We start from the raw sequence: 14,062 nt of genomic DNA on the forward strand, positions 1-14,062 counted from the left end.
AGGGAAGTTTATGGCAAAAGATGTAGCAGTTATTGGAGTTGGTCAGACTTCGTTTGTCAGGGGCTACGAAGGCTCGATCAGGGAATTGGCCTTTGAGGCTTTCAGGGAAGCGACGCAGGACGCAGGCATCATGCAAAAGGATATTGCAGCTTCTATTTTTTGTTCGGCGCCTGAATACGACAAACAGAGATCGCCTGCAGGCGTTCTGGCAGAGTATCTGGGACTCATTCCCCAGCCGACCTTTTATATTGAGACTGTTTGTTCATCAAGCAGCAGCGGCTTAAAGGTGGCATACAGCATGATTAAAGCCGGATTACATGATGTAGTGGCTGTTGTCGGCTTCCAGAAGATGTCGGAGATTACATCCGCAGAATCACAGGAAAGAATGGGCCGCGGCGCTGATATTCAGTGGGAAGCGCCATTTGGCACTATGATGCCTGCCTATTATGCGCTCTATGCACAGGCATATATGGCAAAAAATGGTTTAACGCATGATGATCTGAGAGATGTCCGTTTAAAATCAGCAACTTATGGCCAGGTCAACGAGAGAGCTGTGTACCGTAAGGGCATTAAGGCAGCAGACTTTGATCCGACAAACCCCGATGCTAAGATGGCAGGTGCAGTAGCATGGCCATTACGGGTTGGTGATGCATGCGCCAATGCAGACGGCGCTTCCTGCGTTATTCTGGCAAATGCAGAAAAAGCAAAGGCTTTTTCAAAGAAACCTGTATGGATCCTCGGTATAGGCGCTGCTTCCGAAGCAGTCAATATGGCTGCAAGGCCTGATTTTGCTCAGGGCCTGAGCGTCGGCTATAAAGCTTCGGCAGAGGCATACAAAATGGCCGGTATAACCGCAAAAGATGTAAAAGTTGCTGAAGTGCATGACTGTTTCACCATCGCAGAGATTATGGCATATGAAGGACTTGGATTTGCACCCATGGGCGACGGCAAGCAGCTTATTCGTGAAAAAGCAACATACAAGGAAGGTCGGATTCCTGTAAACGTTGATGGTGGTCTCCTTTCCAAGGGTCATCCAATCGGCGCAACAGGCGGATCACAGATACGTACAATAGTTCTGCAGTTAAGAGACGAGGCAGGCCCCATGCAGGTACCGGGAAGCCCGGAAATAGGTCTTGTTCACAATGTCGGCGGCGTTGGCCTGTATGGCAATGTTACAATCTTTGGGAGGTGATACGATGGGATTCGAAAAATTTGGAAGAAAAAGTTTTACAGCTATGACAAAAATGGCAAAGTTCGTCGATTTGTTAGGAGAAGGAAAGGTTCAAGGTACGGTATGTAAACAGTGCGGCGCAAAGTATTTCCCGCCAAGGGCCGATTGTGCTGCATGTCTGTCAAAAGATATGGACTGGTTTGAAATGCCGAAAAGCGGCAAGCTTGAGACCTTTACAACTGCTTACTATGCACCCTTCGGTTTTGAGAAGGATTGTCCCTATATTATGGGTGTTGTTGATTTCGGCGCCGGGCCGAAACTTTTTGCACGTCTTGCAAGCGATATTAAACCGGAAGATGCAAAAGTTGGAATGGATGTAACGATCAGACCGTTGAAGTATGATGACGGTCAGATGTCATTTGAGATTGCAAAAGCGTAGATATTGTAATATATCTCCCTGCCGGTGAAAGTATTTGCCGGTAACGGGTAAAAATCAGTACATAATAAAAAAGGCTGCCTTCGGACAGCCTTTTTTATTACGCTTTTTCAAATTTCCCATGAGCACTATTTCTATAAGGGACAATGCCGAACCTTTAAGCTCTGGTCGAACTGCCGCGCAGGGCTGTTGCTTCGCATACTTTATTGAATAAAAATGTTATACAGGCAATACAAGTTGTAAAAAAATATACGATATGTACTCCAAGAAGCATACAAGGAGTCTCCCTGCTGCAAACTTGCAGGAAATAATCAAGTTTAAATAATTCTTGACAAATTGAGCACCATAATGTAATACATTGTATTGCTATGTATTACGACAGGCAATTTAAATATTCAATAAAAGATAGGCTCTTAAATACTGGAGATGGACATGGGTAAAAATATCACTATATGTTTTCGTACCAGTGAAGATTTACGCAATGAATTGAAGAAGATTTCAAAGGAAGAAAGAAGGACTTTGTCTTCAACAATAGAGACTATTATTTATCAGTATTTGCAGAACGGGAAAAAAGATCAAAATATGAACGAAGAAAAACGTCGCTATCCGCGAAAGCAGGTTTCTCTTCCTGCCTTGGTTAGTAAACCCGGTTCAAACGATCATACAATACAGGCCGGGATAGTCTTAGATTTATCTCTTAACGGGATACAGGTTTCAATCCCCAATAATTATAAGTATAGTATACAAGAAAACGCTGAAAATGGTGATACTCCGAAGATATCTATTATCTTTACATTACCTGACAGTAAAAAACTTCTAACCATGCAATGCACGCCTCGACATGTGTATAATTCCAAAGATGAGACCAATATTGGGGCGAATTTTGTTGATACTGATTTTGCGGGTTGTCAAACACTCCAGAGCTACCTGATTAATTAATCTGCAACTACATTTATAAGGGTTTGAATTGTTTATTTTATGGTGTGAGGGTTACTATTTTTTATTGGAGGGCATTTTTACATTACAAAGTTTCGTTAATTTCTTCCTGTAGATCACAAGACCTGCCAAACCAAAAAGAAGCAGATAAAAAATGTTCGGCTCAGGGACTGTTGCGGCGACCCCGGGTACCTTATCGCTGCCACCGTCGTTAAACCCTCTGAAACGGGCAACAAAAAATTCACCTTCGTCTGATCTTGCCTGCATAAAACTGCCCGTATTCAGTTGATCCAGATTCTTTCCTGTTAGAGTAAAAGCAAAACTTGCATTTCCGCCAACACTAATCCCCTTGGATGGGTCGCCACCACCCAGAAAGTCTCCTTTTAAAGCTGCACCAATATCATATTTGCCAAATGGCGATGCACTGATAGTGTCTTTAAAGCTTGATCCACCAAGGAGGCTAAAAAAAGAGTTTGAACCAGATAGACTTACATTCGTAATATAATTGTTCGGATTATTAAATACAAACCCTGTTAAAAAACCGCCATTACTTGAAGGGCTTGTGTTTTTTAAAGTAACATCCAGTTCCGCCCTTGTTGGCGAGAAAAGTCTGTATGTAAATTCACCGATAAAATCACCGAGCTTTTCGGTGCTTCTCGAGGCATCTCCGGTAATTGTATCGGCGTAGCCTATAGCCGGGCAAAAAGCACAAAGAGTAAAGATTGATATTGCCAATACGGTAATTTGATATATTTTGCTGCTCATTTTATAAATGCTCACTTATTAACTCCACATTTTAATATATTACATTGTAATACAATTGTCAAGTCAAATATTATTTCTGTCAAATATTATTTCATTCCATGGCTCCATAAATATCTTCGGATAAACCTGCCATTATATTAAGCAAATATTGTAGCCAAATATTGCAATCCCATACGCATGCCGTGCGGAAATACAAGATAGGCGAAGCTTTCCGGTTAACAATATTCTTTTTAAAAGTACATGATTAAAAAGCTGCAATAATTTAATTCTATTTTTTAGCTAAATAAATTTGATAATTTTCCGATAATTCTATCATGCAGATAGTAGGAATCAAACAGAGGCAATCTGTGATATGCAGGAGATGTGAGTCTGAGATGTTACCTGAATATGATTATACAAACAGGGTAAGGGTTCTTGTGTGTTCCAACCCAAGTTGCCTGCACAGGGAATATCCTGATTATCCCCGCAGAAACGGCAACCAGGAAGTTTGCTATATCTGCGGCAAAATATTTAGTTTTAAACAAGATGAATTGGGGATTGTATGCCAGGAGTGTAAGAACAAGATAAGAAGAGATAGAGAACACAGACAGGGCAAGGCACGGAGAGACAGCGTACAGTGTGGCATGTAAACAATGAACTGTAAATTGCACGTGGCGGGATATCTAAATGTCCTTAAGGCAGGCCGAAGAACATTGGATATATCAAGGGATTAAGGTGTAAACGCTTAGGAGGGGCAAGGGCACGTGAGAACTTTATTAAAATATGCTGTTTTGATAGTGATTATTTTTGTTATAAACATTATTGCATTATCTAAAATAATCGAAGCATCTGATAAAAACAACAGATGGGTATTTATCTGCAATGATATAGACCAGGCAGACATGAAATACTACTATGATTCGGAGACCGTAAGATATATTTCCGATAACCAGGTAAACGTCTGGATGAAGACAGTCTCGCCATACAACAAACCGCGACTGTTACATCTTGAGATCGCGTGTGCAAGCAGCATGTTTCACCTCATGGAGAACTCTGTTGATTTCTGGGGTAACAGGTTAAGTAACTTTTATATTGCTGGAAAGTGGATCATGACACCACCAGACTCGGAAGTTTATCTCCTCAGTAAGCTTGTTTGTAAAAATTTAATAACTTCAAAGTAGATATTGGTCAATATGTGAAAAGCCTATTGATCATCCTTTTTAGGCGGAACATTTTTCTGTATTTCGTCTATTTCGTCTTCTATGTCCTTTATCTCCAGGCTAAATCTTGTGATTGAGTTTATCCTTTCTTTCAGATAGATGTCGTCTTTACTCAAAGTTTTTCCTATGGAAAGCTCATTGTAAACGTGCTGACCCATTTCCGTGTACAGTTTTTGAATATTCCTCTGAAGTTTTGTAATATCAATATACCTTTTTTTACCAATCTTTGCCTGTTTTTCTACATTAAATGCTAAATCTTGTGCCGTCTCCTTCAGTGTCTTCAATCCTTCTTCGGTCTTTTTCTTCAGTTCGTCAATGAGAGCCATTTGTTTACCCCTTTTTTATTGATCGGCAAATCGGGAATTTTTATCAAGTCTACTTTTCCCAGTTTCCCTGTTTTAATTTCTATTATACAGGGGATTGCACCTGTCCCAGTAAGGGGGGTCGCCCCCTCCACCGGCAAAAGCCCGTAGAAATATATTTTAGTATATCTATGGGTTATTGAATTTTCAAGAAACATTCGGTTGTCCGCCGCTGACAGTTTTTATGATAATAAATCCCAGAAGGAAAAACAGGGCTATTGAAAGAACAGCGGGTCTCTGGCTCCCGAAAGTCGATGAAAGATACCCGAAAACAAGTGGTCCCATTATAGCAGATGATTTACCCACAAAGCTGTAAACACCGAAAAATTCTGATTCCTTGCCGGGCACTATGAACTGGGTGTAAAAAGCCCTTGTTGCAGCCTGAACCGTGCCTAGTCCAAACCCTGCAATAGAAGCAATTATTGCGAACAGTAATTTTGCATGAACAAAAAATATGGCAATTGATATGGCAATCCATAAAGTCAGTGAAAGTAGAATAACCCTTTTGGGGCCCCAGTAGTCAATGTATCTGGCCATCAAAAAAACACCGGCAAGGGCTGTGGCCTGTACAATAAGATACATATAGATCAATTCCTCGGATTTAAAACCGAGGGTGGTTGCCGCAAAAATACTTGAAAAAACTATTACAGTATTTACCCCGTCTTCATATATGAGATAGGCTATTAGAAACCTTCTCTGATTTTTATTGAGCCACATCTTCTTTAATTGCCCACATGTATGGCGAAAACCGTCTATGGCCGAAACAAATATCTTTGTTCCACCCTTCGGGTCTTTCGGGAGGAAGATGAAGGCAGGTAAAGAAAATACAGCAAAAAACAACGCTACCATAAGCCATACAATGTCAATCATCCCATAGCGAACAAGGAAAAGTGCAAGAAGAAGCGAAAATATTGAGCCTGCATATCCGATCCCGAAACCCCATGCAGAAACCCTGCCTTGGTGCGTAGGTTGAACAATTTCAGGCAGAAAAGAGTTATAAAAAACAAGACCGCCTTCCATTCCCACATTTGCAAGAACAATTAAAACAAACCCTGCAATGGCCATATCTTTGCTGAGAAAAGAAAAGGAAGCCACGGCAGCGATACACAAAAGCGTAAGAAATAGAAGCAGTTTCTTTCTTATCTTTGCGTAATCGGCAATGCCCCCGAGAAAGGGAGATGTTATGGCAACAATAGCCATGCTTACCGATATTGCCCTTCCCCACCATACATCTCCCATACCAGCCGTATTACCGACAATTATATTTGCATAGTAAACAGGGAAGATTGTAGCTGCTATTACGGCTGAATAGCTTGAATTGGCAAAGTCGAAAAAACACCAGGATGTTATCGTTTTGTTCATAGATGAGCTTTAACTTGTAAAAGGATAACCTGCTTTCAATAAAAAATCATGCAAATATTGTTCTAATATAAGCCTTAAAAACCTATGATCAAATCAGCTATTGACAGAACATCAATGTGATTCATATTTCAATGTTCATGCTTCCACTCCTGTATCCTTTCAAATCAAGCGTTATATAAGAAAATCCATACTGTTTTAGCGTTTCAACTATACCGGTTTTATTGGCCATTATTGTATCAAAATCTTCCACCATGACCTCGATGCGTGCAACATTCCCATGATATCGTACCCTAACCTGTCGTGTCCCCAGGCTTCGGATAAATTCCTCAGAACGTTCTATCTTTTTTAGAATCTCAATATTGATCGACGTACCGTAGGGTATCCTTGATGAAAGACAAGCAAGGGAAGGCTTGTCATGCGTCGGAAGAGAAAGTGTTTTTGATAGCTCCCGTATTTCACTTTTTCTAAGCTCAACCGTCAACAAGGGGCTCAGGACATGTTGTTCAACACAGGCCTTTCTTCCGGGCCGGAAGTCATCCATATCGTCGAGGTTCGATCCTTCTGCCACGTGAAGAAACCCTCTATCCTTTGCAATGTCCCATGCCTTATCAAAAAGATGGGTCTTGCAGAAATAGCAGCGGGAGGTGGTATTTTGAATGAAATTAAGGTCTTCCATTTCGGAAGTTTCTTCAATGATATATTCAGCTCCGAGAAGTCTCGACAGAGTCACGGCCTCTTCTATTTCTCCTTGGGGACATGTAGGGGACAATCCGATAAAGGCAAGCACATTTTCCCTGCCGAGAACGTCTACGCAAACCTTGAGAAGAAATGTGCTGTCTACACCTCCTGAAAACGCAACAACAACCTTCTGAAGGCCTTTAATAGTTTCTTCTAATTTGTCTAACTTCTGCTCAATATTCATAATTTTAGCCTGTATCAGATTGTTTGAGTAACAGCTCGTTGCCGTTTTACCTCGCAGACAGAAACAGCAAAACAGGTTGCAACATTTAAAGAAGAAAAGTTGTCTTCAGTGGGAATTTTTATGATTTCATCACATTTTTCCTTTGTGAGCCTCCGCAAACCCTCTTCGCTGCCAAAGACAAGGCATGCAGCGCCCCGCAGGTCTGTTTTCCATATAGGCGCTACCCCTTTTTCATCGAGACCATAACAAAAAACACCGGTCTTTTTCAGCATATCAATGTATCGTGCAAGGTTGACAACCCTGACTATCTTTACATGCTCAATGCCCCCTCGCGATATGCTCGCAACGGTTTGTGTAATACCGCATGAGCGGTCTTTCGGAATAATAATCGCATTGACTCCGAAACAGGCTGCGCTTCGCAAAATATTACCAAGGTTCTGCGGATCAAAAATGCCGTCAAAGGCACATAAGAGAGGGTTTTTAATGCGCTCAAGATCATGCAAAAGCTCATCAGGGTCCGTATATGAGATTTCATCCCTTTCAAGGCATATGTGGGATTTTATATCACTGAATTTTTTTAAATAGATGTCTTTTTGAAGCACCTTGAAAGAAATGCCCTGTTTCTTAGCCTCTTTAATGACTTCATCCGATACAGTCTCATAACCATGTTCTATCCAGAGCCTTCTGACAGATCCCGGATGGCTTCTAATAAGCTCGATAATACTGTTTTTGTTAGTGAGGTAAGGCATTTTTGATGTCTTCGCAGACTTTCTCAAGGAGGGATTGCGGGTTTTCACTATCCGTTATTGCCCTGCCGAGCACAATGTAATTTGCGCCCATACGAATTGCATCTTTTGGCGTAATTGTCCTTTTCTGGTCGTCCTTTTTTGATTCTATCCTTACGCCGGGAGTTACAATGATAAAATCGTTCCCGCACAGTTCCCGTATCATTGCGATATCTTCACCTGCTGCAACAACACCGTCAAGTTCAGCTTCCTTTGCAAGCAGGACAAGATTCCGGGCTAATTGAGATACAGGTATATCTATGCCCATACGCTTTAACTCAGCATCATCTATGCTTGTCAACACCGAAACTCCGATGATCTTCGGACGTTGCAGCTGAAACCTTTTCACAGCATTGAAAAGTGCAGCCCTTGCGTCTTTCATCATGGTAAATCCACCCGACGTATGTATATTCAACATATCAACACCAAGCCTTGCCGCTTCAACAACAGCCTTTGAAACAGTATTCGGTATATCGTGGTACTTGAGATCTAAAAAAACCTTGGAATTTTTCATGTTTATAAAATCTACAATCTTTGGACCGCAATGGGTAAATAGCTGTTTGCCGACTTTGAACATTCCGACATGGCCTCTAAACTCCATAACAATTCTGCGTGCTTCCTCAAAATGTTCTACATCAAGGGCAAGGATGATTTTTTCCTTCGGATCCATATCGTCTCCTGTTTAAAATTTATAAGGCAATATAAAATCTGTTGTTTCCGGCATAGCCGTTCACAACCTGTATTGAAAGGATTACCGGCAATTATTCAAGCTTGTTGTTTGAAACATATTTTATTTCTTTTACTCTTTTTTTGAGAAGATGTAAAGATACCTTTGAAAGATTTTCTGTGTTTTTGTACTTTTATACATTTGAGTACATGTCGCTTCCACCTAGTGATTAAGGCTTTTCTGAAATCTATTTGGTATCAGTAATCCAGCCCAAGTGTTGCTGCTGTACCTTCTTTAAATATATGTTTCACCTCTTTCATTTCTGTAACGATGTCCGCTATTTTGATAAGTTCGTGTGGCGCATCCCTGCCGGTTATGATCACATGAAGTGCATCATCTTTCATTGTGAGAAAATTAATCACGCTATCAACAGGGAATAGCTCCAGACTTAATGCAACGGATAACTCATCGAGAATAAGAATCTGGTATTTCTTTTTTGAGAGCATCTCTTCCATGAACAGCCATGCATTTTCAACGATTTCCATATGCGGTCTCGGGTCATCTCCTCTGAATACAAAACCCATACCAAAGAGGTATATATCTATTTTTTCCAGCATTGCCGGGCAAACCTTCTGCTCTCCCGATTTACCTTCTTCTTTCATAAATTCTATCATGAGTGTGTTCATACCATGACCACTTGCACGCAGCGCAACACCGAGTGCGGCTGTTGTTTTACCCTTGCCGTTCCCGGTAAAAACTACAATAAGTCCTTTTTTCTTTTTTTTCATAAATCCCCCTTTAAAGCATGTGAATAGTGAACAGTGAACGGTTTTGCTGGAACATTTCCCGCAGCCAGTGAGATCCGGTTAATTTAAGAATTCCCATACTCCGGCTCCGGTATTATTTTTTCACTATTCACTATTTCTCAGCCTTTTATCAGTCCCAGCGGTACAATCTTTGCGACAAGTCTGGAAATACCTGCATCATGGACAACCTGAACAACCTTTGATACATCTTTGTATGCCTCCGGCATTTCTTCGACAAGTGTTGCCCTGCTTGCAGCCCTCACATATATGCCTCTGGATTCCATTTCTTTCGAGACAGAACGTCCTTTTGATATCTTTATTGCCTGGCTCCTGCTCATAACACGTCCTGCACCGTGACATGTGCTCCCGAAGGTTTCTTCCATAGCGCGCTCTGTGCCGCAAAGCACGTAAGATGCCCGGCCCATGTCTCCGGGGATTAATACCGGCTGACCTGCTTTCATATATTTTTCGGGCAGTGCAGGGTTGCCTGCCGGAAAAGCCCTTGTTGCCCCTTTTCTGTGGACGCAGAGGGTTGTTCCTTCGCCTTTAGCTTTATCGGTTTTCTGGATATGATGTTTTTCTATCTTTGCGATGTTATGGCACACATCGTAAACGAGTGAAAGACCGATCTTATTTGCACTCATTCTGAAAATATACTCGAATGTTTCTCGCACCCAGTGTGTAATCATCTGTCTGTTTGCAAAGGCATAGTTTGCTGCAGATGCCATAGCCCCCAGATACTTCTGCCCTTCCGGCGATTCAACTGGCGCGCAGCAAAGTTGCCTGTCGGGCAACGATATGCCGTATTTTTCAGATGCCCTGAACATCTCTTTTATATAATCATCGCATATCTGGTAACCAAGGCCGCGCGAGCCGGTATGTATCATGACTGTTATCTGATCCTGAAACAATCCGAAGATACGTGCGATGTCTTCATCGTATATCTCTTTTATACATCCAATCTCTACGAAATGGTTGCCGGAGCCTAAAGTCCCGAGCTGATCCCTGCCTCTCTCGCAAGCCCTGTCCGATACATTTTCAGGTAATGCAGATCCAATCTGTCCCTCATCTTCAATGAACGGCAAGTCATCATGTGTCCCATACCCGTTCTCTATTGCCCAGCGCGCACCTTTTTTTAGCACCTTCCTTAATTCATCCCTTGAAAGTTTAAAATCCTTTCGGTGAGACCCTACTCCACTTGGAATGTTAAGGTAAAGCTTGTCGACAAGATCTTCAATTTTATGCTTAATATCCTGAACGCTCAACACGGAGCGCATAAGCCTCACGCCTCAATTTATGTCATAACCGACACCACCGGGAGAAATAATGCCTTTATTTGTATCGAATGCAGCTACCCCGCCGATAGGGAAACCATAGCCCCAGTGGATATCGGGCATTGCCATGGACATGCCTACAATGCCGGGCAGGCAGGCAACGTTCTCTACCTGTTTGATGCTCTCGTCTGTTCCCATCACACGGAACAGTTCTTCATTCAGATAAACAAGTCCGTCCACAAGCATACGGTCATGCCTTTCTACCAGATATCTGTTGTCGTCAAGTTTTCTTAAATGCTTCCGCAGATTTTCCATGATATAAGCCCTCCTGCAATGAGGGGTTGGTCTTTAAACAAAAGTGGTGTTACGTACTCAACGTTTAAAACATTGCTTTCCTTACACATCAACTATTATCGTTGCCTTAAGCATATCATTTGTTTCTTCAATAGAAAATTTGTGATAGGTAACCGCCTTGACTTCCCGTTTTATCTTGTCTCTTGAGGGGTTATATATTCCACCAATTACAGTACCCGTCAGTTTCTTGCTTTCAATCTTTAAGGACAGGTCTTTTGGTATAAAACCTTCCATATCCCATAGGTATAGAAGTTCATTGAGAAAAGCAATGAGAAGCCCTTGGTCATCTGTTAGATCGAATCTTTTTCCTTTCTCCGGTCTCCTTTCTCCTGGCTCAATGATGAGTGAAAAGAGGGCCTCTACAGCGTTTTTATAGAGGTCCTCCAGTGTTTTTCCATATATTTCAAACCCGACATCGGCTTCGTGATCTATGATTTTATAATGTTCCATGTAAAAGCCCATTGACTGATTAATAAAATGATTTGTTAAAAGGTGACCGTCTTCTCACTTTCAGCCTTTAATAATTTCTTTAATCTTCCCTGTTATCCCCACTGCTTCTTTAAGCGGCCTCTGCCATATATTTCTCCCGAATATAAGCCCTGAAGCACCGGCTTTTATGCATACCTCGGCTTTCCGGATAAGGTCGTTATCAGAAACCATTTCGCCTCCTGCAAAGATTACAGGGACGCCGCCGGTGCTTGCGATAATCTGCTTTATTGCATCGCTCAACCCTATATCATAGCTTCTATACGGCTCCGGTATTTTATCATTCTTTTTCAGGGAAGGTACATTCAGCTTTACCATGTCTGCTCCGAGCTCTGCGGCAACACGGCCTGCATACTCTATGGCATAAAGGCTGTCCTTACCGCCCTTTTCTTTAATGTCTTCGCCCCTCGGGTAAGACCAGACTATCACGGGCAATCCATATCGATGAGCCTCTTCCCTTATTTCAGAAAATTGTTCTATATCCTCATCCTGTCTTGCTGAGCCGACATAGAGGGTATAGCCGATTGCTATAGCCGAAAGGGAGAGTGCATCATTAACACTTGCCGTAAGCGTGGAGAGAGGCTCATCATCAGGCGGAATCTCCGTCTTGCCATTCACCTTCAATATGAGCGGCACTTCTCCATATATGTCTTTAAAGTACCTCCTTGCATTGCCTATATGCATAACAACCGCATTATATTTTGCTTTTTTTGCAATTTCTATAACATGCATCGGATCCCGTGCAAATGTAGCTTGAAAAAAGTCTCTCGGACCATGCTCGAGTCCCTGATCATAAGGCAATATCAGGGTTCTCCCGTTTGTTTGAAACAGCCTGTTCAACTTTACTTCTTTCGGTTCCATGCACCCTCCTTTTTAATATTTACTGTGATGAAAGAAAACAATTATATCATCTCGCAATGATAAAGGGAAAAAGTTTTCACACTAATGGAGGATGTACCTGTGGCTGTTTTATCCACTGTGAATTAAAATGCTAAAATACCCGGAAAGGATTGACATGCTTCTTAGCTTAGCCCTGTTCCTACTTTCTTCTTCTTTTTATCAAGCCGGGCTTCCTTCTGCTGTTCGTAGATATCATCCACAAGTGTGGAAAGCCTCTCCCGCCAGCGCGGATCATCCTTGTTGTACTCTATCTCTTCATAGAAATCCGATATGGTGTGGTCCTGGAGCTTGTACGGATTTGACTCGGCTTCAAGGTCAAAGACAGCATGCCTCAACTCATGCCGGATCAGTCTTTCTTTATCGGCTTTTGTAATATTGTCCCAACACAATTTGTCCAGGGTTATAATGTAATCATATCCTTCAACTGCCCCAGCCTCATCGATTGTCAAATGCCTCAAGAGGTCATTTGTTCTCATGATCCGACCGAGAACCATCATTCCACCTGTTTTTCTCTTTCTTAAATCAAAAAGCACTTTGATCTGTGCATTTTTTAACTCAGGAAAATACTGAGCCTTTATCTCCCTTAGCATTGTCACTACCTCGTCGCTCACTTCCTCGTATCTGAGTCCCATGCAACTGCCTCCTGTAAATAGATTTCTAACTTTATCCGAAAAACACTATTGTCCTGCCCTTTCAAAATATGATCTGGCTACCTGAACATCTATGTTGATCCTGTGCTTCAGTTCATCAACGTTGTTAAACTTTATTTCGTCCCTGATTCGTTCATGAAAATACAGAGAAACTTCCTTCCCGTAAAGGCTATCTGAATAATCCAATATAAATGTCTCAATAGATATGTCCCTGTTGTTAAAGGTAGGATTGTATCCAATATTTGTAACCGACCGGTATGTTTTATCATCAACTCTGACTTCACTAATATAGACGCCGTTTTTTGGGATAACCTCAAATTCGGTTTCAATATTTATAGTAGGGAAACCAATGCCACCCCCCCTGCCATACCCCCTTAATACCCGACCCTCTATTATGTAGGGCCTCCCGAGAAATACCTCGGCCTTTTTGACATCTCCAGTCATAATCAGCTTTCTTATCCTATTGCTCCCTATCTTTTCATCGTTTAAGGTGATAGCCTCCACTATATCAAAGAAGAACCCGTATTTGCCGGACAGGGTTTTAAGTATATCTGTGTTACCTTTGCCCCCCTTACCAAACTTAAAATCATACCCTACCACCAGTCCTTTAATCCCAAGCTTTCCAACCAGAATATCTCTAACAAACACCTCGGGGTCTGTTAAACGGAATTCATCTGTAAAGGGCAGCAAGAGCAATACATCAATACCGTTCTCTTCAATAAGCCTTTTTCTTATATTGACCGGCGTAATAAGTCCAAGGTGATTGTCGGGTCTTAAAACACTCAGCGGATGGGGATCAAAGGTCATGAGCATTGACGTACCGGATATCTCTGCTGCCCGTGCCTTCACCATTTCAATGATTTTTCTATGACCAAGATGGATGCCGTCATAGTTTCCTATCGTAAGAACCGGATTCGGAAAATTATCAAAATTATTGAGAGATTCGAAAGTTTTCATACACTCCTCTTGACATATGCATCATATCCA

At 41.8% G+C, this 14,062-nt stretch carries 17 protein-coding genes and 1 pseudogene; 5 read left to right on the forward strand and 13 right to left on the reverse strand.

Features of this window, described 5'->3' with window-relative positions; translation table 11 throughout:
- Positions 1 to 10 precede the first annotated feature (10 nt).
- The 3 genes from NT178_11370 to NT178_11380 all read left to right on the forward strand — a co-directional run bounded on the left by NT178_11370 (position 11) and on the right by NT178_11380 (position 2,546).
- Entirely contained in the window at positions 11 to 1,192 is a 1,182-nt protein-coding gene (locus NT178_11370) for an acetyl-CoA acetyltransferase (GenBank protein MCX5813129.1), read from the forward strand.
- A 4-nt stretch (positions 1,193 to 1,196) separates the two neighbouring features.
- On the forward strand, positions 1,197 to 1,610 hold the full coding sequence (locus tag NT178_11375; GenBank protein ID MCX5813130.1) for a Zn-ribbon domain-containing OB-fold protein: 414 nt from the start codon (positions 1,197 to 1,199) through the stop codon (positions 1,608 to 1,610).
- 429 nt (positions 1,611 to 2,039) lie between these two features.
- On the forward strand, positions 2,040 to 2,546 hold the full coding sequence (locus tag NT178_11380) for a PilZ domain-containing protein (protein ID MCX5813131.1): 507 nt from the start codon (positions 2,040 to 2,042) through the stop codon (positions 2,544 to 2,546).
- A gap of 54 nt (positions 2,547 to 2,600) precedes the next feature.
- Here NT178_11380 and NT178_11385 read toward each other — a convergent pair whose 3' ends face one another.
- The gene (locus NT178_11385; GenBank protein ID MCX5813132.1) at positions 2,601 to 3,323 is read right to left on the reverse strand and encodes a hypothetical protein; all 723 of its coding nucleotides are present in this window, start codon (positions 3,321 to 3,323) and stop codon (positions 2,601 to 2,603) included.
- Positions 3,324 to 3,682: 359 nt separating this feature from the next.
- Here NT178_11385 and NT178_11390 point away from each other — a divergent pair, with 359 nt between their 5' ends.
- Positions 3,683 to 3,937, forward strand: coding sequence for a hypothetical protein (locus NT178_11390; protein ID MCX5813133.1), 255 nt, complete (start codon positions 3,683 to 3,685; stop codon positions 3,935 to 3,937).
- 114 nt (positions 3,938 to 4,051) lie between these two features.
- Positions 4,052 to 4,468 carry a hypothetical protein gene (locus NT178_11395; protein MCX5813134.1) on the forward strand — a complete coding sequence of 139 codons (417 nt, stop codon included), beginning with the start codon at positions 4,052 to 4,054 and terminating at the stop codon, positions 4,466 to 4,468.
- A gap of 23 nt (positions 4,469 to 4,491) precedes the next feature.
- On the opposite strand, the gene NT178_11400 is transcribed toward NT178_11395, so the two are convergent.
- The 12 genes and pseudogenes from NT178_11400 to NT178_11455 all read right to left on the reverse strand — a co-directional run bounded on the left by NT178_11400 (position 4,492) and on the right by NT178_11455 (position 14,032).
- Complete coding sequence (locus tag NT178_11400; GenBank protein MCX5813135.1) at positions 4,492 to 4,833, reverse strand: hypothetical protein; 342 nt, start codon at positions 4,831 to 4,833, stop codon at positions 4,492 to 4,494.
- Positions 4,812 to 5,027 (reverse strand): hypothetical protein, encoded by a 216-nt coding sequence (locus NT178_11405; GenBank protein ID MCX5813136.1) that lies wholly within the window; start codon positions 5,025 to 5,027, stop codon positions 4,812 to 4,814. Before NT178_11405 ends, NT178_11400 begins: the two co-directional genes overlap by 22 nt.
- Positions 5,017 to 6,231, reverse strand: coding sequence for an MFS transporter (locus NT178_11410; GenBank protein MCX5813137.1), 1,215 nt, complete (start codon positions 6,229 to 6,231; stop codon positions 5,017 to 5,019). The genes NT178_11405 and NT178_11410 overlap by 11 nt, the downstream gene beginning before the upstream one ends.
- 121 nt (positions 6,232 to 6,352) lie before the next feature.
- Positions 6,353 to 7,153 (reverse strand): ATP-dependent sacrificial sulfur transferase LarE, encoded by an 801-nt coding sequence (gene larE / locus NT178_11415; GenBank protein MCX5813138.1) that lies wholly within the window; start codon positions 7,151 to 7,153, stop codon positions 6,353 to 6,355.
- A gap of 14 nt (positions 7,154 to 7,167) precedes the next feature.
- A complete protein-coding gene (gene rlmB / locus NT178_11420) occupies positions 7,168 to 7,929 on the reverse strand; it encodes a 23S rRNA (guanosine(2251)-2'-O)-methyltransferase RlmB (protein ID MCX5813139.1) in 762 nt (253 codons plus the stop codon).
- Positions 7,886 to 8,608, reverse strand: a complete 723-nt coding sequence (gene pyrF / locus NT178_11425; GenBank protein MCX5813140.1) for an orotidine-5'-phosphate decarboxylase — start codon at positions 8,606 to 8,608, stop codon at positions 7,886 to 7,888. Before pyrF ends, rlmB begins: the two co-directional genes overlap by 44 nt.
- A gap of 254 nt (positions 8,609 to 8,862) precedes the next feature.
- Positions 8,863 to 9,393 (reverse strand): cob(I)yrinic acid a,c-diamide adenosyltransferase, encoded by a 531-nt coding sequence (locus tag NT178_11430; GenBank protein MCX5813141.1) that lies wholly within the window; start codon positions 9,391 to 9,393, stop codon positions 8,863 to 8,865.
- A 137-nt stretch (positions 9,394 to 9,530) separates the two neighbouring features.
- Positions 9,531 to 10,931: pseudogene (locus tag NT178_11435) on the reverse strand (RtcB family protein).
- A 150-nt stretch (positions 10,932 to 11,081) separates the two neighbouring features.
- On the reverse strand, positions 11,082 to 11,489 hold the full coding sequence (locus NT178_11440) for an archease (GenBank protein MCX5813142.1): 408 nt from the start codon (positions 11,487 to 11,489) through the stop codon (positions 11,082 to 11,084).
- A 60-nt stretch (positions 11,490 to 11,549) separates the two neighbouring features.
- Entirely contained in the window at positions 11,550 to 12,386 is an 837-nt protein-coding gene (locus NT178_11445; protein MCX5813143.1) for a fructose-bisphosphate aldolase, read from the reverse strand.
- 161 nt (positions 12,387 to 12,547) lie between these two features.
- Positions 12,548 to 13,057: a putative metallopeptidase gene (locus tag NT178_11450; protein ID MCX5813144.1), complete on the reverse strand. Its 510-nt coding sequence runs from the start codon at positions 13,055 to 13,057 to the stop codon at positions 12,548 to 12,550.
- 45 nt (positions 13,058 to 13,102) lie between these two features.
- The gene (locus NT178_11455) at positions 13,103 to 14,032 is read right to left on the reverse strand and encodes a bifunctional riboflavin kinase/FAD synthetase (protein ID MCX5813145.1); all 930 of its coding nucleotides are present in this window, start codon (positions 14,030 to 14,032) and stop codon (positions 13,103 to 13,105) included.
- Positions 14,033 to 14,062: the final 30 nt, after the last annotated feature.

It is taken from the genome of Pseudomonadota bacterium, assembly GCA_026388255.1.
Classification (GTDB): domain Bacteria; phylum Desulfobacterota; class Syntrophorhabdia; order Syntrophorhabdales; family Syntrophorhabdaceae; genus JAPLKB01.